This is a genomic window from Bacillus sp. URHA0034 (assembly GCF_056280405.1).
Genome location: NZ_JBWCDK010000002.1, coordinates 3,998,265 through 4,021,938 on the forward strand (window position 1 = coordinate 3,998,265; position 23,674 = coordinate 4,021,938).

A 23,674-nucleotide genomic window follows, 5' to 3' on the forward strand; every position below is an offset into this window, starting at 1 on the left:
ATGGGGGTGAGAGCCATGAGTTTAGAGATCGTTACATTACTATATGATCAAAACACTGTCATGCCCCAAGAAGAGGGATTCTACACACGTGCGCTTTTGGATATTGAAAATGAAGGAATCTCATCTCAGGTTTTCTTCATTTTAAAGCAGCAAGGGAGACTAAAACATACCCCTGCTTTTTTTCAAAGTCGTTTAAAAGAGATCTATGATAAAGGGCTGTTCCAAAATCTTTTGATTAGAAATCAAATCAATACCATTCTAACCAATTTTGAGAAACAGAGTATAGATGTTATCACACTTAAAGGGGTTCATTTTGCTGAAAACTATTTTGGACATATCGGAGCAAGGGCCACTTCGGATATTGATCTATTAATTCGATTACAGGACCTTAATAGAGCAATTGTAATAATCAAGGACTTGGGATTTACTGTTGAAGAGGAGCAGGTACCTGGTCATTTTCATTGTAGTTTTAGTAAAACTATACCTGGTTCTACCATGCCGTTAGTGGTAGAAATACACTGGAACATAGTGAGGGAAAACACGTCAGCTTTTCGAATAAATGACTTATGGGATCAATCAGAACAAGTTGGCAGCTTTAAACATCTTAAAAAGCTATCACACAACCACTTATTTTACATGATTTGCTTACACGGTTGGCGGCATAATTTAGACTCAGCGAAATACTTTATAGACATTATTCAGTTGATCTACAAATTAGATGGAAAAATTGATTACGATTATCTATTAAAACTTGCTGCTTCGCACAAAACACTAAAGCGGCTAAAGAGGACTTTATCAATCGTCTATCATCAGTTCCCTCATTTGCATGAAGTAAAAGAGCTGCCATTTAAAATAAAACAAACCAAAGGGGAGTATCAGAATATAAAAGGATTAAATCAATACCTCGACTTTATTGATTATCAATTATTTAGCTACGATACAATTAAACATAGTCTGATTGAACTGGCAAACTTGATTTGGCCTTCAAAATATGAACTTGCTGCACAAATTGGTCAAGAGCAGAATGGGAAGTCGTTGTTCAGGATGTATATGATTTTATATAAAAAAAGATTAACCTCCATGGTCAAGGTATTTTTAACTCATTAACAAACCTTCAAGCGGAGAAACTGTGAAACGGAAAAGGATGAGCCATTTGCTCATCCTTTTTTCATCCTAGCCTTGTGTTCTGAGGAAACCCTCTTAGTTAAAAAATATACAAAAAATATCCCGAATGAATCAATCATCAGATCATAAAATCTGCCATCCCTGCCGAAAAACAATTGGAAGAACTCGGTGATAAAAGCAAAAGACAAAGCTAATCCAACGGAGTATTTATGATTTTTTATTAAGGTGAAAAGAAGAAAATCCAATATTCCAAAACCAATAAAATGGCCTGATTTTACTTTAATAAATTCAGAATGAACCAATGTAATATCATTAAAAATAAGGAATGAGGAAAAGTCAGGGTTAGGTATCCATTTAAATCCGAAGGTATGTAGGTACATTAGCTTCTCGATACTTTCCGTCCATGTATTTAATAATAAAAATAGTCCCCATAAAGTAATTAGTAGTAATTTAAATAAAGTGGGTTCTCTTTGTGAGTTTTTCTTCTCAATCCGTTGGTCACTCATTTTTTCCTTCTCCTAGTATTTTTATAATCATCTAATTTTTATATTACCATTGTTCTTTATGAAGAACAATAATTTAGATGCCCAGGTAGTAAAACAAAATCCTGCAATTTTATTTACAAAATTCTACATATTCTTTATAATGAACATATATTGTTCTTTGTTAGGAACAAATACCTAGAAAAGAAGGGAAGTCATGATCTATCCATTAATAGAAGAAAGAGATCAGGTACACATAGTGAAAGACTCTAACTGTTGTGTGTGTGGTCTAGAATTTAACTCGGAAAGAAAAATTAAAAGGAAAACCCTGAGAAAAATTAAATTCATTGAATTAGGTCAGGTTACTTGTGAGAAATGTGTTTTAAAACTTCTTAACTACTACTAAGTAATTTACAAAATTTGTCGAAAGTTTTGGAAATTTTTTCATTTAGATTGAAAGAAGACTATAGTACTATTAGTATAGTGATTTAAATATTTAATGCTTTAAAACTCTAACACTTTAATACTATACAAGATAAAGGCAAACCATTCGAAAGAATGGGACGCAAAGCTACAGGTCTAAGGTTTTTAACTAGGATGGCTGAGTTACCTAAAAAATAGTAACATTTTTAGGAGGGTAAATTGTGTCCGTATTAACTAATGCTGAAAAAGAACTAGATAGTGAATGGTTAGCACTAATTAATGAAGCTAAAAATCTAGGACTTTCCATTGATGAAATAAGGGATTTTATATCAAATCCTAAGTAATATTCCTTAGAAAATTTTAAAAAGCAGATTATAGCGTTCGAAATACTAAACAAACCATTAGGGGTACTACGCGGTAATTTTTCATAATATTCACAATGTACTATAAAAATTCTGCCACAATGCGCAGTATTTTCATTAAGGAGAAATGTACATAAATGCCCTATAACACAAAAAAACAGCTTAACCAATTGTTAAACAATTAGTTAAGCTGTTTTCTAAGTACGGTTAATAATTTAAAAACTTCACACAAACCCCATAAGGTACCGTAATATCAGAAGTAATCAATGTCAATCGACCAGAAACCTCGTCTCTTGCATACAACACCACATTACCTGACTCCTGATTCGCAGCCACCACAAACTTCCCGCTCGGATCAATCTCAAAATCCCGTGGCCAATCTCCTTCAGTCGAAGTATGCTCAACAAACGTAAGCTCACCATTTCCGGGATCCACACTGAACACCGCAATACTGTTATGCCCGCGATTCCCCGCATAAACATAACGTCCATTCGCCGAAATATGAATCGCACTGCCTTGATTATTTTCTTTAAAATCCTCAGGTAATGTAGAAATATATTGAACCTCACTGAAACGGCCACTTTCTGGATGATAATTTAACACGATCACCTCAGAGCTGAACTCTGTCATGACATAAGCCATGTCCCTATTGGGATGAAAGACAAGATGTCTAGGGCCGCTGCCTGCTTTTAAAGGCAAAAGGTCTACCTTTGTAAGCGTGCCATCGTCAGCGACTGCATATGTAATAACAGCATCAATTCCTAACTCACACACTACTAGATATTTTTCATCAGGCGTTAGTTCTGAATAATGGCTATGAGGCTTTTCCTGCCTTGGATCAGGCCCAGAGCCTTCATGCTCTCTAATTGAGGCATATGGTAAAACCGCTCCGTCCTCCTGGTTAATGAGATGTGATTGCACAAGCCCGTTATGATAATTGGCACCAAACACCATGCGGTTTTTGCTGTCTACACTAACATAACAAGGTGGTGCCCCATCTAATACTTGGCTGTTAATCGGTGTCAGTGAACCTGAATCCCCAATGGAGAATGCTGCAATACCTCCAGTATCCCCTTCTTTAACAACCGAGTAAAGATAGCGATTATCCTTACTGATGGCAAGGTATGTAGGATTTCCAAGTTCTGCAGCCACTTGAACATCTTCTATTTTCCCTTCGTTTGTGTCTAATGTAAAAGAATAAATTCCTTTACTATCCCCTTTTGTATAGGTTCCGATATAACCCTTGAATTTTTTTTCAGCCATATTTATTCTCCTTGAATAGATAAAATTATTTTCACTATTATAATATCCTATTTTTAACTAAAAACTAAAAATAAAGCTCTGCCCGAAAATAGGCAGAGTTTATGGCAGTTAAATCAGGTAAGGATTTGCTCCGATTGCTTCTGCTTTTGCAACGGCTTCTTCCAAAGATAAGCCATAGAATTTTTTTGCATGGAAAAAGCGTCCGCTTTTTTGATCGTCTACAAACGCTCCAACAATCACACCTGGTACCGCATCTTCGACTGAATTAGGAGCATTGGGACCTCCTAGGTCTGTTCTGCACCAGTTTGGATCGGTAATATTAATCATGACATTTGTTCCTTCTAATTTAGAAGCTAAATCCTTAGTAAATTTATCTAATGCTGCTTTGCTTGCTGCATATGCTGCTTGTTCTGGCTCATTTTTAATGCCACTTGTGGTATTGATTACACGTCCAAATCCTCGTTCAATCATTTTAGGAATTAAGCGATAGCATATGGTTGTAATGGAGATAAAATTAATTCGAAAACTCATTTCAAAGTCCTCAAGAGGGGTCTTCCAATAATCCTTTCGATAAGCAATTTGTACGGCAGCATTATTAAATACGATATCTACAGGAATTTCTTTTGATTCAATCTCATCTAGCATAGCAACGACCTCTTCATGGTTATCTAACTCAGCCGCTACACAGATTGTTTCAACACCAAGTGCAGATACTTCTTCTTGTACTTTCTTTGTATGTTCTAAACTTCTGCTATGAAGGATGAGATTGCACCCATGCTTTGCCATAAATAGTGCTGTCTGATATCCTACACCCCTGCTTGCACCTGTAATAAGAGCCCATCTCCCTTTAACATCAACCATCGAAATCCCTCTCCTTTTCTATTAATCCATTTTGTTCAATGAATAAACTTATCGTTAAGGTAAATTATAGTATATTTAAAGTCTTTATCAAAGTAATATAGATAAATATTTGAAATAAATAGAAAATAAAGTGAAAAGAAAAACTACTAAAAAATGTTTATATTTTTTAAAATAAATGTCTAGACATTTAAAATAAAATGATTATAATAGAGTTTGTAAGCGGTTATTGAAAACGCTTTTGGAAAACGCTTAAACCAAAAAACTTTAAGGAGTTTGATAATAATGAAAAGAATCTTATTAGCTTGTAGTGCAGGAATGTCAACTAGCCTTTTGGTAACAAAAATGGAACAGCATGTTGCTTCTATTAATGAAGATGCGAAAATTTGGGCGGTTGGTCAAGACCAAGCGAGAAAAGAAATGGCTAATGCAGATGTAGTATTAATTGGACCGCAAATGAGCTTCTTAAAAGGTGATTTACAAAAAGAAGCAAATAAATATGGTATTAAAGTAGATGTTATTGACATGATGGCTTATGGATTAGCTGATGGTAAAAAAGCTTATGAGCAAGCTGTTAAGCTAATGGGGGAATAATACAATGGAAAATATCGATTTAGACACATTAACAGCCGAACAAATAAATTTTATGCTTATTCTTCATAGTGGCAATGCTAGAAGCAAAATCATTCAAGCCCTTCGCGAATACCGCGAGGGGAACGTGGAAGAATCAGACAATCTGCTCGTTCAAGCGGAAGAAGACTTAAAAGCATCGCACGAAATTCATTTTAAGATGATTCAAAAGGAAGCTTCTGGTGAGAAAGTGGAGTTCGCTTTACTTTTAATGCACGCCGAGGATCATCTCATGTCTACCTTGACAATGAAGGAGCTTGTTAGAGAGCTGCTGGACATCTTTAAACAGAAAAATTTATAAAAAATAAGAGGGGGTAAGTCCTTTGTTTGAAAAACTAAGTCAGTATCTCGTTCCTATAGCGGGAAGATTAAATAACAATCGTTATTTAACTGTTTTACGAGACGCCTTTATGTTATCTTTTCCTTTAACTATTTTCGGTTCCATCTTTGTTGTTTTAACCAATTTACCATTTTTAAATAAGTTGATGAGTGAAGCAGCAATCAACCAATTCCGAGATATGTTTGGAATTGCATCCTCTTCAACAATGGGAATTATGTCTGTCTTTGTTGTGTTTGGTATTGGATATTACCTATCAAGGAGTTACGATGTTGAAGCCATATTTGGCGGGGCAATAGCACTAGTTTCCTTTTTAATTTTAACCCCATTTGTGCTTCAACCGGAGCATGGACAAGCGATTACAGGTGTCATACCTGTGGACAGACTTGGAGCCAAAGGTATGTTCCTTGGAATGATTACAGCGTTTATTTCAGCAGAAATTTATCGAACGATTGTACAGAAGAATATTACTATTAAAATGCCTCCTGGTGTTCCGCCAGCAGTAGCAAAATCATTCGCCGCACTTATTCCAGCAATTATCACGTTAACTATATTTTTAGCTATCAATATTTTTGTCACACAAATATTTAAGACGAATATGCACGATGTAATCTATAAAGCTATCCAAGCACCATTAGTAGGTTTGGGAAGTGGAATCATTCCTACCTTAATAGCTATTTTCTTTATTCAGATCTTATGGTTCTTTGGCTTACATGGTCAAATTATCATCAACTCGGTAATGGATCCAATTTGGAATACATTACAAATTGAAAACTTAAATGCATACACACACGGTCAGCCAATTCCCCATATCATTTCCAAACCGTTTATGGAAATCTATACGGTTGGTATGGGTGGAACAGGAATGACTCTTGCAGTAGTTTTAACGATTCTGTTCTTTTTAAAGAGCAAACAAATGAAACAGGTTGGTAAGCTTGCAATCGGACCTGGTATTTTCAACGTTAACGAACCAGTTATCTTTGGTCTGCCAATTGTGATGAATCCATTAATTGTGGTTCCTTGGGTCCTTTCGCCAATGATTGTTACATTAGTATCTTATTTTGCAATGAAAACAGGACTTGTTCCACCGCCAACTGGTGTCACTGTTCCTTGGACTGTTCCAATTTTCATTAATGGTATTATGGCAACCAACTCTCTTGCCGGTGGATTGTTACAGATTGTTAACTTGGCGATTGTATTTGTGATTTGGTTCCCATTCTTAAAAATAATTGATCGTGTGAACGTAAAGAAAGAACAAGCAGATACAAACAACGCAGCATAGTTTTTATATGAATGTAAAGGGCAGGTGCTGAACGGAGGATGCAAGTTAACATTGCTGGACCGTCCTCTTCTGCCCATTTCTATTAGTAGACCTTGAAAAGGAGAACAACTGCATATGACTAACATAAATGAAATTCAATATCGCTTTCCAGAAGGTTTCTGGTGGGGTTCTGCAGCATCCGCAACCCAAACGGAAGGTGCAGCAGACGTGGATGGTAAAGGGAAGAACATTTGGGATCACTGGTATGAAATAGAACCAAATCGTTTTTTTGAAGGAGTTGGTCCTGAAAAAACATCCCAATTCTATTATAAATATAAAGAAGATATTAAGTTAATGAAGGAAATTGGCCATAACTCATTCCGCATGTCCATTTCGTGGTCAAGGTTAATTCCGAATGGTGTAGGGGAAGTCAATCAAAAAGCAGTCGAGTTTTATAATAATGTAATCAATGAAATGATTGAAAATGGTGTTGAACCTTTTGTCGGTTTATTTCATTTCGATATGCCGATGGAATTGCAAAAAATCGGTGGCTGGGTAAATAGAGAAGTAGTCGATGCCTATGAAGTGTATGCGAGAACGTGCTTTCAATTGTTTGGAGACCGTGTGAAAAAATGGTTCACACACAACGAACCGATTGTTCCGGTCGAAGGTGGTTACCTATATGACTTCCATTATCCAAATGAAGTGGACTTCGGAAAAGCTGTTCAAGTTGGATACCATACCATTTTAGCCAGTGCAAAGGCTATTAAGGCTTATAGACAATTAAACCAAGATGGGAAGATTGGGATTGTTTTAAACCTAACGCCTTCATATCCAAGAAGTCAGAACCCGGCTGACGTAAAAGCTTCTGTGCTTTGTGATGCCTTCTTTAATCGCTCATTTTTAGATCCTTCAGTAAAAGGTGAATTCCCAGCTGAGCTTGTACAGATTTTAAAAGAAGAAGGTTATATGCCTGTCGTCAATGAGGGAGATATGGATATTATTAAAAATAATACCGTTGATATCTTAGGTGTTAACTACTATCAGCCAAGACGCGTCAAAGCAAAGGAAAATCTTCCAAACCCAGAAGCACCATTTATGCCTGAGCGTTACTTTGATTATTACGTAATGCCTGGACGCAAAATGAATCCACATCGTGGTTGGGAGATTTACGAAAAAGGTGTATACGACATCTTAACCAACCTAAAAGAAAACTACGGCAATATTGAATGCTTTATTTCTGAAAATGGTATGGGCGTAGAAGGTGAAGAAAAATTCCGTGATGAAAATGGAATCATCCAAGATGACTACCGGATTGAATTTATCCAGGAGCATTTAAAATGGGTACACAAAGCGATTCAAGAAGGTGCGAATGTGAAAGGCTATCATCTATGGACTTTTATGGATAACTGGTCATGGACGAATGCTTTTAAAAACCGCTATGGGTTTGTGTCGGTAAATCTGAATAAAGATGGCGAACGAACGATTAAAAAGAGCGGCCAATGGTTTAAAACGGTATCAGAACAAAACGGTTTCTAATAATGCATCTTTAGCAGGAACTATTATAGGTAACATAAAACCTGACTATTTAACTGAAAATAAGTCTTAAAAAGATGGTCGAGTTTGACCATCTTTATTTTAAAAGTGTAAGCGGTATAAAAAAATTATATTATAATTAAATAGTGTATCTTTCTAGTTGGGTGGTTCTGGTATGAATAAGTATGAATCTATATCTTCAGAAATTAGACAAAGGATTAAGGACAGGCAGTATCCAATCGATCAGCCCATTCCTGACGAGATTTCTTTAGCAAAAGAATTTGGCTGCAGTAGAATGACCATGAAAAGGGCACTTGACCTATTGGTTGTGGAAGGCTTGCTTTATCGGAAAAGAGGGCATGGGACCTTTATTGTACAATCTGCTATTAATAAAAGCCGAGTACATGTTACTACAAATGAATCTCTAGGGTTATCGAATCTTTTAAAGGATAAGAAGGTTACCAGTAAAGTGATAAAATTTGAGGTTCAATTTCCATCAGAAGATATTGCAGTGCACCTTGCGATTGATCCGAAAACTCCAGTATATTTTCTAATTCGTCTAAGACTGGTTGATGGGGAACCATATGTTATGGAAAAAACATACATGCCAACCACGCTTATACCGGGTATTAACGATGAAATTCTGCAAGGTTCTGTCTATAAGTATATCCAGAAGGATTTGGGTTTAACGATGGCAGGCTCCCATCGGATTATCCGGGCTTGCAAAGCGGATCAGTTAGATCAAGAGCATTTAGAATGCTTACCAGGTGATCCCATTCTTGAAGTGGAGCATGTTGGGTTCTTGAATAATGGACTCCCTTTTGAGTATTCATTCTCACGCCATCGCTATGATAAATTTGAAATAACAACTGTTAATCCTATTCGATGATATTGGGGGAAATGTTGATGTTAGGTGCAATTGAAGCAGGAGGTACCAAGTTTGTTTGTGCAGTCGGGGATGAAACGGGAAAAATCATTGACCGAATTCAGATCCCTACAACGGTACCTGAAGAAACGATGACAGGAGTCATTCGATTTTTTAAGAAATATCCGGTCAAAGCTATTGGAATTGGTTCTTTTGGGCCCATTGATGTGAATGCAGATAGTCCGACATATGGCTTTATTACCTCTACACCTAAACTAGCTTGGAAGGACTTCCCTTTTGTGCAAACCATAAAGGAGGCATTCTCAGTCCCAGTTGGTTTTAATACGGATGTGAATGCTGCTGCTTTAGGTGAAGCAACCTTTGGAGCTGCTAAAGGCTTGGATAGTTGTTTATATATCACAATTGGTACAGGCATCGGAGCAGGGGCAATGGTCCAAGGAAAATTACTTCAAGGCCTGTCCCATCCTGAAATGGGCCATATTTTGGTAAGACGCCATCAGAATGATTCATATCAAGGCAAATGCCCATATCATCACGATTGCTTTGAAGGCCTTGCAGCAGGCCCTGGAATTGAAGAACGTTGGGGTGAAAAGGGAATTAACTTAGTTGGACGCGAGGAAGTATGGGCTTTAGAAGGGTATTACATTGCCCAAGCGCTTATGCAATATATTTTAATCCTTTCACCGAAAAAGATCATTCTTGGCGGCGGTGTCATGAATCAAAAACAAGTATTTACTTATGTCTATAAGTATTTGCCTGAATTAGTTAATCATTATGTGTCCTTACCAGAGCTTTCCGATTATATTGTTAGTCCTGGTTTAGGAGATAATGCTGGGATTACAGGATCCCTCCTGCTGGCTTATCAAGAGTTACAAAACGAAAATGAACTATAATAGGGAGACACATTATGCAGCCATTATTTTTAAAACCGGTTTTTAAAGAGCGAATCTGGGGAGGAACTGCCTTAAAAGACGAGTTTGGTTATTCCATTCCATCTGATAAGACAGGGGAATGCTGGGCTATTTCAGCACACCCTAATGGACCTTCCATCATTGAAAATGGACCTTTTGCTGGTGTAACGCTAGACAAGCTTTGGAAGGAACATCCAGAGCTTTTCGGAAACCCGACAGAGGAAGTTTTTCCTTTATTAACGAAAATATTAGATGCGAATATGGACTTATCTGTCCAAGTTCATCCAGATGATGCGTATGCCAAAGTGAATGAAAATGGAGAACTAGGGAAGACAGAATGCTGGTATATTATTGATTGTAAAGAAGACGCCGATATGATTTTCGGTCATAATGCTAAAACAAAAGAGGAATTAATTGCTCAGGTTAACGATGGAAATTGGAATGAATTGCTTCGTAGAGTGAAAATCAAACCTGGAGACTTTTTCTATGTGCCAAGTGGAACCATTCATGCCTTATGTGAAGGAACTCTTGTATTAGAAACACAGCAAAGCTCTGATACAACCTACCGAGTGTATGATTATGACCGTGAAGATGACCAAGGAAATCTACGGGAACTGCATTTAGATAAAGCCATTGAGGTAACCACTGTACCGCATCACGTAACAGGAAGTAAGCCATCTGTAGAGGTCAAAGAAAATGTGGAAATTACCACATTTGTAGAATCAGATTTTTTCTCTGTTTATAAGTGGGAGGTAAGTGGTAAATCCACCTTTCTATTAAATGATCAATACAGCCTTTTTAGCGTGATCAAAGGGGAGGGCTCGTTGATTCATAATGGAGAAAAGTATTCTCTTCATAAAGGGGCACATTTTATTATTCCTGTAGGTTTAGGAGAATTTGTCCTTGATGGTGAATGTCAACTGATTGTGTCTCACCCATAAAAGGAGGAGGAAAAGGGCAAATGTTAAAGCAATCCGATATATTACTTTTTATCGGTGCACAGTATTACAGAGTCTGGAAGATTCGAAGATGCTGAAGACATCGGTTTTGGTTATGTTAGGCTCATTTGTGATTATTTAGCCATAAATCTTCCAAACCAGCTCCCTCAAGTTGTAAACAAAGGAATAAGTGGAAACCATATTACAAAATGCTAATTCCTTATGTAGAAGTAGTCCGAAAACTTGCAAAGGAATATAACGCTATTTTAGTAGAGACCCATCAAATTTTTATGGACTATTTAAATCAGGAGTCTCCTCAAAGGCTAACCAGTGATGGTGTCCACATGAATTCGATTGGGAATATGCTGATGGCTAAAGCTTGGATAAAATCTTTTAAAAACGCGCATCTAAATGATGTAGCGTTTTTTTTTTTTTTATTTTTTATTTCAAATTTGTCGAAACATGCAATGAAAACTCTTTCATAAAATAATAAATTCATACATGAGTTTAATCTATTAACTCCGATAATTTAGTTTATCTAATATCTCAGTAAACTAGTAATTTATACTTATATAGTTTCAAAAATTCCGATTGTAGAAACAAGTCAGATTTTTGGGAAAATTCAAAATTGACCTGATAGAGGAGTGGTGGTAACTTGTAATTAAGGAAACCGATTTCCAAAATCGATTTCCAAAATCGATTTCCAACATGAGGAGACAAATGTTTGAGATTTTGTTAATCTGCTGAATTTCAAACGCTTACATAGTTTTGGGGGTGAGGTTGCAGCTTAAATCTAGTAGTTTTTGAATGTTGGCTTTGGTCCTTGGATTTAAATAATTTTAATTAAAGGGAGAAGATAAAATGTCTGAAAATCTACAAAACCAAACAGCTGTAACAACAAAAGATGATCGCAAAGAGATCTTAGAACTTTACAAGGATTTACGCGTAACCGATGTTCGTGATGGTATGGATTGGGTTGGAATGCATGGGTATGGAACTGTCCATCATAGCATTAAACCTTTATTCCGTACAAAAGTAGTAGGAATTGCTCGTACTGCTCGTTATCTACCGTTCGAAGGACCAGCCCCAAAGGTTACTGGTGCTGAATATACGGAGTGGGTTAAGTGGTACTACGGTGAGGTTTGTAACGATCCATGGGGTCATGACATCCAGGAAGGAGATTTTGTGGTTCTAGATGTAGCTGGAATCGACGTTGGTCTTCTTGGTTCAAATAATACCCTCGATCATAAGCACAAGGGTTGTGTTGGATACTTAACAAATGGCGGAGGAATCAGGGATACGGACGAAGTAATTATGCAGAAAATTCCTGTCTGGTCTCAGTTTGTATCACAGCCAATGGACCAAGCCCGCATCCGTTACCACGAAAAAGATATCCCTGTAGCGATTGGTGGAGTTGCGATTTATCCTGGTGACGTTGTTGTAGCAGACGGCGATGGTGTTGTAGTTGTGCCGCGTCATCTTGCTTATGAAGTTGCTAAATATGCGCATCAGGAACTGAAAGGTGACAAAGCTGGAAGAAGACGCCTTTATGAAAGGTTAGGCTGGGAATTAGACGAAACAGTTATTTAATCATAAAAAGAATAAAAAAACTAGACGTTATCATAACTAGGCTAATAGAATGTTAGATTTCTTTTCTTTCCTTTCTATTAGCCTTTTATAAAATGGCAGGAGGATTGGTGCATGACTGTAAAAAAGATAGGTTTTATCGGGCTAGGTGCTATGGGATTACCTATGGCAAAGAACCTGTTGAAAAATGGGTTTGAATTACACGTGGCTGCTCACCGAAATCGAGGACCGGTTGAAGAATTAGTAGAAGCCGGGGCAATTGAGGAAACCTCAATAGCCCAGATCGCTTCTAAATGTCAGGTGCTGATTAGTATCTTGCCTGCAGATGGTGAAATGGCAGCAGTTTTGCTAGCTAATGAGGTTCTTGAACAAATTAATCCAGAAAAAGTGTTGATTGAAATGACTTCGGGCTCTCCGGATATGATGAAAAAGGTAAATGAGATCTATCAGGAAAAAGGGGCGCAAGTTTTAGATGCACCTGTCAGCGGCGGTACCATTGGAGCTGAAAAAGGAACCTTAACCATCATGGCAGGCGGAGATGCAGAATTGTTAGAAACATGCCGTCCTGTGTTAAATGCAATGGCAGAGAATATTTATTTGGTCGGAGCCGTTGGTGCTGGCAAAGCGATTAAAGCCATTAATCAAATGCTTGCCGGAATTCATATGCTGGCTTCAGCTGAGGCAGTAGCTCTAGCGGAAAAATTAGAAATCAAAAAAGAAGTTATGAAAGAAGTAATCGGCAAAAGCTCTGGTGCTTCTTGGATGCTGCTAAACAAAGTGGATACACTGACAAATCGGGATTTTACCCCCGGATTTAAACTAAGTTTAATGAAAAAGGATATAAAGATCGCGGTGAATGAAAGTGCAGAAAAGGATTTACCGCTTGCCTCTTTTGCTCTGCAATTATTTGAGGATTCAGTGAAAGAAGCGGGAGAATTAGATTTTTCTGCAGTCGGTAAGAAGGTATTATCTTAGTTGTTCATTTTTGAAATGTAAGCCCTATCATTTCGCTTTTTTAAACATACATCCTTTTATAAAAGAAACTAATTAATGGGGGAAATCTTAAATGAATAAAATGAAAATGCTTTTGATTTCGTTGATTTCTGTATTTCTTTTAGTAGGAATGGCAGGATGCAGCAGCAGTGATAAAGCATCATCAAGCGGTACCAAGAAAGATCCAGTTGAAATTCGTTTCGCCTGGTGGGGGGACACGAAGCGGAATGAAGTTTATAATGCCATTGCCGATAGATTCGAGCAAGAGCACCCGAATATTAAAGTGAAACGTGAGGCAAGCGGCTGGGCAGATTATTGGCAAAAGCTTTCAACACAAACAGCGGGCGGTAATGCACCGGACGTATTCGGGATGCATGCGAACTATGTAAGTGATTATGCCAACAGAAACACATTGCTAAAATTGGACGGTTACGTTAACGATAAAACAATTGATCAAGGTAACTTTCCTGCTTCAGTTGTAAACAGTGGCAAAATTAATAATAACCTCTACATGGTTGCCCAAGGTGTTACCATGACAGGATTTGTATATAATCCATCGTTATTCGAAAAGCTTGGTGTACCACAACCTGCAGAGGACTGGACATGGGATGATTTTGCCAAAACCGCACTTGCACTTAAAGCTAAAGGGATTACTGGTTCGGCCGATATGGGCGGCGGGGCACTTCAGCCACAATTCCGTTATTTCCTTCGCCAAAATGGACAAGATCTATTTTCTGAAGATGGTAAAAAACTAGCGTTCGACAAGGAAACATTAGTTAAATGGTGGAGTTATTGGGATGATCTTCGTAAAAAAGGCGGTGTTCCGACTGCTGAAACCTCTACAGAATTTCAAAGCGCTCCACTTGAGCAGAGTTTGTTTGTAACTGGAAAAACGGCTATGCAGCAAATCCCTGCTAATCAGCTCTATTTATATCAACAGCAAAACAAGGATGGGCAATTAAAAATGGCCAAAATGCCAGCCCTGGCCGGTGGAAAAAGAGGGGAATTTATCGAGGGAGCATACTTAAGTGTTGCTGCGAAATCAAAACATCCGAAAGAAGCAGCAGAATTTATCAATTTCTTCGTTAACTCACAAAAATCACTTGAATTATTTAAGGTCGAACAAGGTTCACCTGGTTCGACAAAAATGGCTGATTATGTGAAGCCACTCCTTGAGCCGGCACAAAAGGATGCAGTTGACTTTATTCAAGAAACACTAAAAGTCGCTGAACCAGCTCCTTATCCGCCGATGGGTATAGCACAAATTGAACAAGCGTATAAAGATGCCTATACTGCTATTTCATTCGGTAAAATGTCCGTTCCAGTAGCAGCTGAAAAATTTATGAAGGATGCAAAGAGCATTCTAAATCAATAACTTTCAATAATCTAGCAATGTATAGATGGAGGAACGGCTATCTCCATCTATACAGCTAGAGAGGAGTTGAATTATAAATTCATGAAAAAGGCATGGAGAAAAAATGCGGTTGGCTATCTCTTCCTAAGTCCATGGCTGATAGGTTTGATCGGCTTGAGCTTCATTCCTATGGTCGTGTCACTATATCTCTCATTCACTAATTATGACATGTTTACAACCCCCAAATGGATTGGGATGGACAATTATCAACACATGTTTGAAGACCCCAAGTATCTAGCAAGTGTAAAAGTAACACTTATATATGTATTATTGAGTGTCCCATTACAACTCATGTTTGCTTTAGGCGTTGCCCTTCTATTAAATAAGGGATTAAGAGGCTTGAAAATTTATCGAGCAGCTTACTATATTCCTTCTTTATTTGGAGGCAGTGTTGCTGTATCCCTTCTTTGGAGGCAGTTATTTGGCGGAGATGGTTTACTAAATAAAATATTAGCCCACTTTGGAATACATGGAGAAAACTGGATTTCATCACCTAATACTGCTTTGTACACCTTGGTTATTTTATCAATCTGGCAATTCGGAGCACCGATGGTAATCTTTCTGGCAGGTTTAAAACAAATACCAGTTGAACTATATGAAGCGGCAAAGATTGATGGGGCCAGCAAAGTTAGACAATTTCTTAAACTTACACTCCCGATGTTATCACCCATTATACTTTTTAATCTGGTTATGCAGATTATTCATGCCTTCCAAGCATTTACACCAGCATACATCATTAGTGGAGGAACGGGGGGACCGTTAGACTCTACTTTATTCTATACCTTATACCTCTTCCAAAAAGCCTTTACACTTTTCCAAATGGGATATGCTTCAGCAATGGCTTGGGTATTGCTGGTAGCAGTAGCAATTGTTACAGCCATAATATTTGGAACATCAAAGAAGTGGGTGTTCTACCAAGAATAGGAGGAGGAATCTGTGGAGACCAGCAAAGCTATCAGTCAACATAATATGGCAGAAGTAGAAAGACAAAGTTCAATTAGGCTAAAAAAGAGAATGTCTAAACTGCTGTTGCATGTATTCATTATTGCAGTAGGGATCTTAATGCTTTACCCACTAATCTGGATGGTAAGCGCTTCTTTTAAAGAGAATACCGAAATATTTCAAGGATCTAATTTTTGGCCGAAAAAGTGGTTACTAGAAAACTATATCCAAGGCTGGAAAGGGGTATCCGGGGTCACATTTGGTAAATTCTTTGCAAATTCATTTTTCATTGTCATCATCTCAATAATAGGAAACGTTTTATCATGCTCGATGGCAGCCTATGCATTTGCCCGCTTAGATTTTGCCTTTAAAAAAGTGTTTTTTGCCATCATGTTAATAACATTGATGCTGCCATTTCACGTTACGGTTATTCCGCAATACATCATGTTTAATAAGCTTGAATGGATCAATACCTACCTCCCTTTGACAGTCCCGAAATTTTTAGCAACTGATGGGTTCTTCGTCTTTCTCATGGTTCAGTTTATGCGTACGATTCCAAAAGAGCTAGATGAAGCTGCAGAAATGGATGGGTGTGGTCCAATCAGAATGTATTGGTATTTAATTATGCCTCTTGCAGTGCCAGCCTTAATTACAACGATGATTTTTACTTTTATTTGGACTTGGAATGATTTCTTTACACAACTACTCTATTTGAGTGACATTCAAATGCAAACTGTTGCCGTGGGCTTGAGAATGTTTGTTGATGCAATGGGAGAAAGTTCTTGGGGAGCATTGTTTGCGATGTCTACTCTGTCATTAATTCCATTATTCGCTGTATTTATTTTCTTCCAGAAATATCTAATAGAGGGAATAACTGCTGGCGGGGTTAAAGGATAATGGATATGATTAAGGGGAGGATCAACTCACATCATAATATAGATGAATGAGGTCATAAAAATGAGAGTTACTATCGCTGATGTAGCAAAGAAGGCCAATGTCTCCAAATCAACAGTATCAAGAATTATTAATGGTAATCATGAACAAAACACAGAGGAAACGATTAATAGAGTATTAAAAGTAATAGAGGAACTAGATTACAAGCCCAATGCTTTGGCCCGAAGTTTGAAGCTTACAAAAACTAATGTTATTGGAATTATTTTGTCTAATCTTCAAAATCCTTTTTGGGCCTATGTTTTAGAAGGTGTGGAAGATACTTGCCAAAGTTTAGGCTATAATTTAATGATTTTTAATTCCAATGAAAAAGCAGAACTGGAGGCGGAGCATTTTCGTTCCTTTGATAGTAGGCAGCTAGATGGAATGATCGTGAACCCTACATTAAAAAATATTGAATTATATCAAAAACTTATTCATAACGGATTCCCATTTGTGTCGATAAACCGGAAGATTTATGGGATGGAGGTTAATACAGTTACCGTTAACAATATTAATGGTGCTAAGTTAGCTGTAAATCACCTAATTTCCTCTGGGAGAAAGAAAATAGCTATTTTTCTCTATTCTCCGGAAGGCATTAGTCCCAGATTAGAAAGATTAGAAGGGTATCAAGAAGCATTGAAGGAAAATGGCATAAAAATAGATTCATCACTGATTCATATTGTCCGCGAACAAAAAGGAGAAACAGCATCGGCAGTTCAGCGCTTACTTGAGGGACCCAACATTCCTGATGCAATCTTCTCAACTAATAATCTAATGACGCTCGAAATTTTAGAAGGGATAAGAAAAAGGAACTTAACTATCCCGGAAGACATTGCCTTGGTTGGTTATGATGAAACCATTTGGTCAAAGCATTTAAATCCACCTTTAACAACAGTAAAACAACCGGCATATGAAATGGGAGGAATTGCAGCCAAAAGGTTGATTCAACTCATCGAATCAAAAGAAAATGACACACTTCATCCAGAGATCATTTCCCTAGAGCCATTCTTAATTATTAGGGATTCGTGTGGAGGAGAAAAAGGAGGAATTGTATTTGACTAACATCGGTTTTCGAATTTTACCTGTAAAGAGAAGAGTGGAGCGGAGACTTGTAGAACAGTTCCGAAATGTAGTGACCCCTCATATTAGTGATAACTTAAATCGTATACATGCGATCGGGGCTAATTTGGGACCCTATCACAAGGAAGGGAAACTGATTGGTACGGCCATTACTGTCAAAACAAGACCGGGGGATAATCTGCTTGTTCACAAAGCCATTGACATGGCCGAACCAGGTGATGTGATTGTGGTTGATGCCGGCGGAGATACCACCAACGCCATTGTTGGTGAAATTATGATGCAGATTGCACGAAAAAAAGGAATTTGCCGGATTTATCATTGATGGGGCCATTCGTGATTTAGCAGCTTTCCAAAATGGGGATTTTCCTGTTTACGCAAAGGGTGTCACACACCGTGGTCCATATAAGGATGGTCCGGGAGAAATTAACGTTTCTATCTCTGTCGATGGAATGTTAGTTGAACCTGGTGACCTGATTGTGGGTGATGAAGACGGCCTTGCAGTTGTGCCTTATGATTTTGCAGAAGAAATTCTCCAAAAAGTAAAAGCGCAAGAGATTCGCGAAAGAGAGATATTGGAATCAATAGAAAATGGCACAGTTGATCGACAATGGGTAGACGAAACCCTAAAACAGAGAGGTTGTGAGTTGAATGACATTACCCAACAAGTATGACTGGAAAAAACTCCAACGTTTTTGCCGTGAAGTATTTGAAAAAGCTGGTGTTTCCAAAGAAAACGCAGAAATTGTGTCTGATTCTCTCATTAACGCTGACTTACGCGGAGTGGACTCCCATGGAGTCGTACGTACAGCCATATATATAGAAAGAATTGAGAAAAAAATGATGAACCCCTTTGCCTCACCTGAAATTGAAGCAGAGGATTTTGCTACCGTGTTAATAAACGGAAACAATAATCTAGGGGCTGTCGTTGGCACAAAGGCAGTGGAAATTGCCCTGGAAAAAGCCAAAGAACGTGGAGCGGCCATTGTTGGGGTAAAAGGATCGAACCACTTTGGAACGGGCGCCTTTTATGCTTTGAAAGCTATTGAAAAAGATATGATTTTATTAGTGATGTCAAATGCCTCACAAACCATGCCGCCAACAGGCGGGAAAAGACCCTTTATTGGAACAAATCCTTTGGCGATCGGAGTGCCGGCAGGTAAAGAAGCCCCCTTTATTTTAGACATGGCCACAAGTGTGGTCGCGAGAGGAAAAATTATTGTTGCCGCCCAAAAAGGACAGGATATTCCGCTTGGTTGGGCAGTAGATAAGAATGGAAATCCCACCACAAATGCGGATGAAGCATTAGATGGCGCTGTCTTGCCAGTTGGGGGACCGAAAGGCTATGCCATCTCCATGTTTATTGATATATTAGCTGGAGTTTTGACAGGCGCAGGGTTTGGTAAATATGTTAATAACATGTATGAAAACTGGGACGAACCGCAAAACGTCGGACATATTTTTATCGCTATTGATATTAACCGATTTATTCCAATTGAATTATTCAAGGAAAGAATGGACCGATATATAAACGAAATTAAAGCAGAGCCGAAAGCTGATAGTGTGGAAGAAATTTTGATTCCAGGTGAAATTGAGTTTCGTAAAGTGATAGAGCGAAAGAAAAATGGTATCGAGCTTCCAGAAAAGGTAGCAAAAGAATTAGCTGAAATTGGAAATAGATATGGTGTTAGCCTTTCAGAGGCGGCATTTCATGAAAATGAGTTAGTAGAACAAAAGGAGGCAATCAATAAATGTTGACATTAACAAATTTCCGTTACGAACTTCCAACTGCCATCGAATTTGGCCGGGGATATATTAAGAAGCTAGCTGAACATGTGACCAAATTGGGTGGAACGAATGTACTTATCGTAGGTGATCCGGGAGTACTGCAGGCAGGGATCGTCCAACGTTTGGAGGTTCCTCTTCAGGAAGCAGGTATACCTTATACCATTTTTACCGAGGTTGGAATGGAAGCAACGATTGAATCGGTTGATAAAGGGACAGCGTTAGCAATAGAAATGGGATGCGATCTAATTGTTGGTGTGGGCGGCGGAAGTGCTCTTGACACGGCAAAAGCGATTGGTCTCATGGTGAAAAATAAGGGAAATATCCGTGATTATGTTGGAATCGATTTAGTTCCTTCTCCAGGTGCACCAGTTATTGCAGTCCCTACTACTGCAGGGACTGGAAGTGAACTTACAAGGTTTTCCGTTCTATCTGATAAAGCCGCTAATTTAAAGCTAAGTGTTGGCAGCATGTACAATTGTCCGTCATTAGCACTTTGTGATCCGGAGCTTACAACGACTTTGCCGCCGCATATTACGGCTTCAACCGGCATGGATGCATTGACCCATGCGCTAGAATCCTTCGTTAATAAGGCAACTCAGCCAATTTCAGAGGCGTTATCGATTCAGTCAATGAGTTTGATCGCCAAGAGTTTACGCTTAGCTGTAGTGCAAGGTGAAAATATTGAAGCTCGGCATGATATGCTGCTTGCCAGCACCATTGCAGCAATGGCGTTTAATACCACCAGATTAGGTTTGGCACATGCCTTAGCGATGCCGCTCGGCGGGCAATTCAAAATTCCTCATGGTGTTGTAAACGCGATTCTTTTACCAGAAGTTATGAAGTTCAATATTATCGGAAATACAACGAAATTTGCTCGAATTGCCAGAATATTCGGTGAAAAAACAGATCACTTATCTGAGAGAGAAGCAGCAGAACGTGCTGTTGAAGCGATTCGTCAATTAAACAAGGATATTGGAATAACGCAAACATTATCTGATTATGGAGTCGAGGAAGAACATCTAGATGCGATTGTCGACGAAGCGATCTTGTCCGGAAATGTGCCTGTAAACCCTGTCAGAACAACGAAAGAAGATTTAAAAAATATTTGCCGTACCCTGATGGCGCCGCGTGTTAAAGAAAAAGTATTATATTAACGAATTACATAGTAAGGAGTGATACCATGACAGTAACGCAGACCTCCAGTATGATTGAGTGGCTTGAAGCAAATAAATCCAAAGTCTATGGGAATTTTATTAATGGTGAATGGGTCGAGAGTGTTAGTGGGAAAACCATTTCCATTTTTAATGCAGCAAAAAATAATCAATTGTTAGCTACCTTTCAAGATTCCAATGAATCAGATGTTAATCTAGCAGTGGAAGCGGCGCATGCTGCTTTAAAAAAATGGTCAAAGATGCCGGGTCCTGACCGCGGAGCCTTGTTGTACCGCTTTGCAGATTTACTTGAGAAAAATGTCGATGAATTAGGCTATATGCTTTCCGCAGAACAAGGGAAAACCTTGGCAGAATCAAAAGGCGAAGTGTTTCGTGCCGCTAAAGAAGCAAGATTTTGCGCTGGTGAAGCATTTAGGATTGAAGGAGATACCCTTCCAGGAGAAAGAGGGAATGTGTGGAGTTCAACCGTCCGTAAGCCGTTAGGTGTTATCGCGGCCATTGCTCCTTGGAATTTTCCAGTCGTTACGCCTGTCCGAAAAATTGCTCCGGCATTAGCCTATGGCTGTACAGTTGTTTATAAGCCAGCCTCTTTCACTCCTTGGACTTCCGTTCGATTAATGGAGCTGTTAGCAGAAGCAGGCGTGCCGAAGGGGGGTGTTAACCTAGTGGTTGGAAGCGGCACGAAGGTTGGTGACCCGCTTGTCAATCATCCATTGGTGAAGGGCATTAGCTTTACTGGTTCTTCGGATCTTGGTATTAAAATTAATCAAACCGCAGCTGGACGTTTAGTTAAGACTCAGTTAGAGCTTGGCGGGAAAAATCCTGCGATTGTTCTAGATTATCAGGATGCTTCGAGTGTGGCTAAACAAATTGTGTCAGCAGCATTTGCTTGTAGCGGACAGCGGTGTACGTCTATAAGCCGTGTCATTGTTGTCAAAGAGAAAAAGGAAGAGTTAACAGAGGCTCTTCTTCAGGAAGTAAAGAATATTAAAGTTGGACCTGCTTGGGAACCAGTCGTAACAATGGGCCCTTTGGTGAACAAGCGCCATTTAAATACGGTACAGAATTACTTAAAGGTTGGCCTAAAAGAGGGGGCACGTCTCCGGTATGGCGGGGAAGTATTAACAGAGGGGGAGTTCTCAGCTGGTGCTTACATGAATCCGGCCCTTCTAGATTTGGTAACCCCAAATATGCGTGTAGCGAAAGAGGAAATCTTCGGGCCAGTTTTATGTGTGATTGAAGTAGAGAATAAGGAAGAAGCGTTAGAAGTGGCAAATAATGTTGAATATGGTTTGGCGGCTTCCATTTTCTCTCATCAGCTTTCCGATGCTTTCCGGTTTGCAGATGAAGTGGAGGCTGGTATGCTTCATATAAATCACGGGACAGCTAGTGCAGCTCATATGCCATTTGGCGGTGTAAAGCAGTCAGGTGCCGGTGCCTATTCAATCGGCAGTTCGAATGCTGATTTCTTTACAGAGACAAAAGTTGTCTATTTTGAGTATTAATCAAATAACAATATCATAAAATCCAGACCAGGTTACAGGGCGGCTATTGAAAAAATAATAACTGTTCCTGTAACCTTTTTTAATAATCAAAGAACTAGATAAGTAGGGATGAGGATGAAGGTAGTTATTGCACCAGATTCATTTAAGGGGTCCATTTCAGCAAGGCATATCTGTACGGCCGTTCGAGAGGGGATTTTGCGTGTTTTTCCATTTGCAGATATCAAGGCGATCCCGCTTGCAGATGGCGGAGAAGGGACAATGGAAAATCTAATTTATTCATCGAATGGCACCTTGAAAAGTATTAAAGTTAAGGGGCCAATCGGAGAAGATGTGACGGCGTCCTACGGGATTTTGGGTGATGGTGAAACCGTCGTTATTGAGATGGCCCAAGCTTCTGGGCTCCCACTTCTTACAACTGAGGAAAGAAATCCATATATCACTACTAGTTTTGGGACAGGGCAGCTGATAAAGCATGCACTTGATGCAGGGTATCGGCGATTTATTGTTGGTTTAGGGGGCAGTGCAACAAACGATGCTGGTACAGGGATGCTGACGGCGTTAGGTTTAAAACTATTTGATCAAAAAGGTCATCTACTGTCAGAAGGGGGAGGGTTTCTTGACCAATTGGCTTATTTTGACGAGTCCGAACTAGACCCCAGGATTAATGAGGCAACCTTTGTCATAGCTAGTGATGTTATCAATAAGCTATGTGGCCCAGAAGGTGCATCTGCGATTTTTGGTCCCCAAAAAGGAGCTACACCTGTCATGGTTGAGCATCTTGATAAAGCCCTGAATCATTTTGCTGAGATCGTGCTCAAACAAAAAGGTGTAAATATCAGAGAACTGAAAGGCGGAGGGGCTGCAGGTGGTATGGGGGCAGCATTACTAACGTTCTTAGATGCATCGATGCAATCAGGCATTGATGTAGTGATGGAAGAATTAGATTTTGATAGGGAAATTAAAGAAGCTGACCTCATTATTACCGGTGAGGGACAGCTCGATACACAAACCCTTTCAGGAAAGGTCATTGCCGGAGTTAGTAAAATGGCCGCAAAACACCAGGTTCCAGTCATAGTCTTGTGCGGTGGAAGCAAATTAGAATCATCTAGTTTCAATGAGTTAGGAATTCTTTCGGCATTTTCAATAGTTCCTGGGCCTTGTTCGTTGGAAGAAGCCATAAAGAATTCGGCTGAATGGATAACTGAGCGTACCGTAGGATTGATGAATTTGATTAACTACTATAAATAATTG

Annotated in this window: 24 protein-coding genes and 1 riboswitch; of the genes, 21 read left to right on the forward strand and 3 right to left on the reverse strand. The window is 38.9% G+C overall.

From position 1 onward, the window contains the following. Positions 1-15 precede the first annotated feature (15 nt). Positions 16-1,107 (forward strand): nucleotidyltransferase family protein, encoded by a 1,092-nt coding sequence (locus ACZ9EE_RS21260; RefSeq protein WP_476030304.1) that lies wholly within the window; start codon positions 16-18, stop codon positions 1,105-1,107. A 50-nt stretch (positions 1,108-1,157) separates the two neighbouring features. Here ACZ9EE_RS21260 and ACZ9EE_RS21265 read toward each other — a convergent pair whose 3' ends face one another. Beyond that, on the reverse strand, positions 1,158-1,631 hold the full coding sequence (locus ACZ9EE_RS21265) for a VanZ family protein (RefSeq protein WP_476030306.1): 474 nt from the start codon (positions 1,629-1,631) through the stop codon (positions 1,158-1,160). A 506-nt stretch (positions 1,632-2,137) separates the two neighbouring features. Further along, positions 2,138-2,221: riboswitch (cyclic di-GMP riboswitch) on the forward strand. Between the two features lie 30 nt (positions 2,222-2,251). Between ACZ9EE_RS21265 and ACZ9EE_RS21270 the strand changes: the two genes are divergently transcribed. Further along, the gene (locus ACZ9EE_RS21270) at positions 2,252-2,374 is read left to right on the forward strand and encodes an anti-repressor SinI family protein (RefSeq protein ID WP_476030308.1); all 123 of its coding nucleotides are present in this window, start codon (positions 2,252-2,254) and stop codon (positions 2,372-2,374) included. 225 nt (positions 2,375-2,599) lie between these two features. On the opposite strand, the gene ACZ9EE_RS21275 is transcribed toward ACZ9EE_RS21270, so the two are convergent. Together ACZ9EE_RS21275 and ACZ9EE_RS21280 are read right to left on the reverse strand one after the other, a co-directional pair. Continuing rightward, positions 2,600-3,655: a lactonase family protein gene (locus ACZ9EE_RS21275; protein ID WP_476030310.1), complete on the reverse strand. Its 1,056-nt coding sequence runs from the start codon at positions 3,653-3,655 to the stop codon at positions 2,600-2,602. 108 nt (positions 3,656-3,763) lie between these two features. Then, on the reverse strand, positions 3,764-4,516 hold the full coding sequence (locus ACZ9EE_RS21280; RefSeq protein ID WP_476030312.1) for an SDR family NAD(P)-dependent oxidoreductase: 753 nt from the start codon (positions 4,514-4,516) through the stop codon (positions 3,764-3,766). Between the two features lie 282 nt (positions 4,517-4,798). On the opposite strand from ACZ9EE_RS21280, the gene ACZ9EE_RS21285 reads away from it, so the two are divergent. The 19 genes from ACZ9EE_RS21285 to ACZ9EE_RS21375 all read left to right on the forward strand — a co-directional run bounded on the left by ACZ9EE_RS21285 (position 4,799) and on the right by ACZ9EE_RS21375 (position 23,671). Continuing rightward, the gene (locus tag ACZ9EE_RS21285) at positions 4,799-5,107 is read left to right on the forward strand and encodes a PTS sugar transporter subunit IIB (RefSeq protein WP_476030314.1); all 309 of its coding nucleotides are present in this window, start codon (positions 4,799-4,801) and stop codon (positions 5,105-5,107) included. A gap of 4 nt (positions 5,108-5,111) precedes the next feature. Beyond that, complete coding sequence (locus ACZ9EE_RS21290; protein ID WP_235740919.1) at positions 5,112-5,444, forward strand: PTS sugar transporter subunit IIA; 333 nt, start codon at positions 5,112-5,114, stop codon at positions 5,442-5,444. 22 nt (positions 5,445-5,466) lie between these two features. Next, complete coding sequence (gene celB / locus ACZ9EE_RS21295; RefSeq protein WP_476030317.1) at positions 5,467-6,762, forward strand: PTS cellobiose transporter subunit IIC; 1,296 nt, start codon at positions 5,467-5,469, stop codon at positions 6,760-6,762. A gap of 114 nt (positions 6,763-6,876) precedes the next feature. Beyond that, a complete protein-coding gene (locus ACZ9EE_RS21300) occupies positions 6,877-8,280 on the forward strand; it encodes a glycoside hydrolase family 1 protein (protein WP_476030319.1) in 1,404 nt (467 codons plus the stop codon). 172 nt (positions 8,281-8,452) lie between these two features. Continuing rightward, positions 8,453-9,166: a GntR family transcriptional regulator gene (locus ACZ9EE_RS21305; protein ID WP_476030320.1), complete on the forward strand. Its 714-nt coding sequence runs from the start codon at positions 8,453-8,455 to the stop codon at positions 9,164-9,166. Between the two features lie 17 nt (positions 9,167-9,183). Beyond that, positions 9,184-10,056, forward strand: coding sequence for an ROK family protein (locus ACZ9EE_RS21310; protein ID WP_476030322.1), 873 nt, complete (start codon positions 9,184-9,186; stop codon positions 10,054-10,056). 11 nt (positions 10,057-10,067) lie between these two features. Continuing rightward, on the forward strand, positions 10,068-11,015 hold the full coding sequence (manA, locus tag ACZ9EE_RS21315; protein ID WP_476033036.1) for a mannose-6-phosphate isomerase, class I: 948 nt from the start codon (positions 10,068-10,070) through the stop codon (positions 11,013-11,015). Positions 11,016-11,873: 858 nt separating this feature from the next. Further along, the gene (locus ACZ9EE_RS21320; RefSeq protein ID WP_476030324.1) at positions 11,874-12,602 is read left to right on the forward strand and encodes an RraA family protein; all 729 of its coding nucleotides are present in this window, start codon (positions 11,874-11,876) and stop codon (positions 12,600-12,602) included. Positions 12,603-12,713: 111 nt separating this feature from the next. Beyond that, the gene (locus tag ACZ9EE_RS21325) at positions 12,714-13,574 is read left to right on the forward strand and encodes an NAD(P)-dependent oxidoreductase (protein WP_476030326.1); all 861 of its coding nucleotides are present in this window, start codon (positions 12,714-12,716) and stop codon (positions 13,572-13,574) included. Between the two features lie 91 nt (positions 13,575-13,665). Further along, positions 13,666-14,967 (forward strand): ABC transporter substrate-binding protein, encoded by a 1,302-nt coding sequence (locus tag ACZ9EE_RS21330; RefSeq protein WP_476030328.1) that lies wholly within the window; start codon positions 13,666-13,668, stop codon positions 14,965-14,967. Positions 14,968-15,048: 81 nt separating this feature from the next. Continuing rightward, entirely contained in the window at positions 15,049-15,930 is an 882-nt protein-coding gene (locus ACZ9EE_RS21335) for a carbohydrate ABC transporter permease (protein ID WP_476030329.1), read from the forward strand. 90 nt (positions 15,931-16,020) lie between these two features. Then, positions 16,021-16,845 (forward strand): carbohydrate ABC transporter permease, encoded by an 825-nt coding sequence (locus tag ACZ9EE_RS21340; protein ID WP_476033037.1) that lies wholly within the window; start codon positions 16,021-16,023, stop codon positions 16,843-16,845. A gap of 60 nt (positions 16,846-16,905) precedes the next feature. Beyond that, a complete protein-coding gene (locus tag ACZ9EE_RS21345) occupies positions 16,906-17,943 on the forward strand; it encodes a LacI family DNA-binding transcriptional regulator (protein WP_476030331.1) in 1,038 nt (345 codons plus the stop codon). Next, positions 17,936-18,283 carry an RraA family protein gene (locus ACZ9EE_RS21350; protein ID WP_476030334.1) on the forward strand — a complete coding sequence of 116 codons (348 nt, stop codon included), beginning with the start codon at positions 17,936-17,938 and terminating at the stop codon, positions 18,281-18,283. Before ACZ9EE_RS21345 ends, ACZ9EE_RS21350 begins: the two co-directional genes overlap by 8 nt. Next, on the forward strand, positions 18,246-18,632 hold the full coding sequence (locus tag ACZ9EE_RS21355) for an RraA family protein (RefSeq protein ID WP_476030336.1): 387 nt from the start codon (positions 18,246-18,248) through the stop codon (positions 18,630-18,632). The genes ACZ9EE_RS21350 and ACZ9EE_RS21355 overlap by 38 nt, the downstream gene beginning before the upstream one ends. After that, positions 18,610-19,716: an Ldh family oxidoreductase gene (locus ACZ9EE_RS21360; RefSeq protein ID WP_476030338.1), complete on the forward strand. Its 1,107-nt coding sequence runs from the start codon at positions 18,610-18,612 to the stop codon at positions 19,714-19,716. Before ACZ9EE_RS21355 ends, ACZ9EE_RS21360 begins: the two co-directional genes overlap by 23 nt. Next, positions 19,710-20,900, forward strand: a complete 1,191-nt coding sequence (locus ACZ9EE_RS21365; RefSeq protein ID WP_476030340.1) for an iron-containing alcohol dehydrogenase — start codon at positions 19,710-19,712, stop codon at positions 20,898-20,900. The genes ACZ9EE_RS21360 and ACZ9EE_RS21365 overlap by 7 nt, the downstream gene beginning before the upstream one ends. 26 nt (positions 20,901-20,926) lie before the next feature. Then, complete coding sequence (locus ACZ9EE_RS21370) at positions 20,927-22,423, forward strand: aldehyde dehydrogenase family protein (protein WP_476030342.1); 1,497 nt, start codon at positions 20,927-20,929, stop codon at positions 22,421-22,423. Between the two features lie 114 nt (positions 22,424-22,537). Then, positions 22,538-23,671, forward strand: coding sequence for a glycerate kinase (locus ACZ9EE_RS21375; protein ID WP_476030344.1), 1,134 nt, complete (start codon positions 22,538-22,540; stop codon positions 23,669-23,671). Positions 23,672-23,674: the final 3 nt, after the last annotated feature.

Excerpts from the sequence above, each read along its gene's own strand:
- ACZ9EE_RS21260 (WP_476030304.1), top strand. The coding sequence starts at position 16 with ATGAGTTTAGAGATCGTTACATTACTATATGATCAAAACACTGTCATG.
- ACZ9EE_RS21305 (WP_476030320.1), top strand. The coding sequence starts at position 8,453 with ATGAATAAGTATGAATCTATATCTTCAGAAATTAGACAAAGGATTAAG.
- ACZ9EE_RS21280 (WP_476030312.1), bottom strand. The coding sequence starts at position 4,516 with ATGGTTGATGTTAAAGGGAGATGGGCTCTTATTACAGGTGCAAGCAGG.
- ACZ9EE_RS21330 (WP_476030328.1), top strand. The coding sequence starts at position 13,666 with ATGAATAAAATGAAAATGCTTTTGATTTCGTTGATTTCTGTATTTCTT.
- ACZ9EE_RS21365 (WP_476030340.1), top strand. The coding sequence starts at position 19,710 with ATGTTGACATTAACAAATTTCCGTTACGAACTTCCAACTGCCATCGAA.
- ACZ9EE_RS21370 (WP_476030342.1), top strand. The coding sequence starts at position 20,927 with ATGACAGTAACGCAGACCTCCAGTATGATTGAGTGGCTTGAAGCAAAT.
- ACZ9EE_RS21325 (WP_476030326.1), top strand. The coding sequence starts at position 12,714 with ATGACTGTAAAAAAGATAGGTTTTATCGGGCTAGGTGCTATGGGATTA.
- ACZ9EE_RS21310 (WP_476030322.1), top strand. The coding sequence starts at position 9,184 with ATGTTAGGTGCAATTGAAGCAGGAGGTACCAAGTTTGTTTGTGCAGTC.
- ACZ9EE_RS21265 (WP_476030306.1), bottom strand. The coding sequence starts at position 1,631 with ATGAGTGACCAACGGATTGAGAAGAAAAACTCACAAAGAGAACCCACT.
- ACZ9EE_RS21360 (WP_476030338.1), top strand. The coding sequence starts at position 18,610 with ATGACATTACCCAACAAGTATGACTGGAAAAAACTCCAACGTTTTTGC.
- ACZ9EE_RS21290 (WP_235740919.1), top strand. The coding sequence starts at position 5,112 with ATGGAAAATATCGATTTAGACACATTAACAGCCGAACAAATAAATTTT.
- ACZ9EE_RS21300 (WP_476030319.1), top strand. The coding sequence starts at position 6,877 with ATGACTAACATAAATGAAATTCAATATCGCTTTCCAGAAGGTTTCTGG.
- ACZ9EE_RS21320 (WP_476030324.1), top strand. The coding sequence starts at position 11,874 with ATGTCTGAAAATCTACAAAACCAAACAGCTGTAACAACAAAAGATGAT.
- ACZ9EE_RS21375 (WP_476030344.1), top strand. The coding sequence starts at position 22,538 with ATGAAGGTAGTTATTGCACCAGATTCATTTAAGGGGTCCATTTCAGCA.
- ACZ9EE_RS21275 (WP_476030310.1), bottom strand. The coding sequence starts at position 3,655 with ATGGCTGAAAAAAAATTCAAGGGTTATATCGGAACCTATACAAAAGGG.
- ACZ9EE_RS21335 (WP_476030329.1), top strand. The coding sequence starts at position 15,049 with ATGAAAAAGGCATGGAGAAAAAATGCGGTTGGCTATCTCTTCCTAAGT.
- ACZ9EE_RS21345 (WP_476030331.1), top strand. The coding sequence starts at position 16,906 with ATGAGAGTTACTATCGCTGATGTAGCAAAGAAGGCCAATGTCTCCAAA.
- ACZ9EE_RS21340 (WP_476033037.1), top strand. The coding sequence starts at position 16,021 with ATGTCTAAACTGCTGTTGCATGTATTCATTATTGCAGTAGGGATCTTA.
- ACZ9EE_RS21285 (WP_476030314.1), top strand. The coding sequence starts at position 4,799 with ATGAAAAGAATCTTATTAGCTTGTAGTGCAGGAATGTCAACTAGCCTT.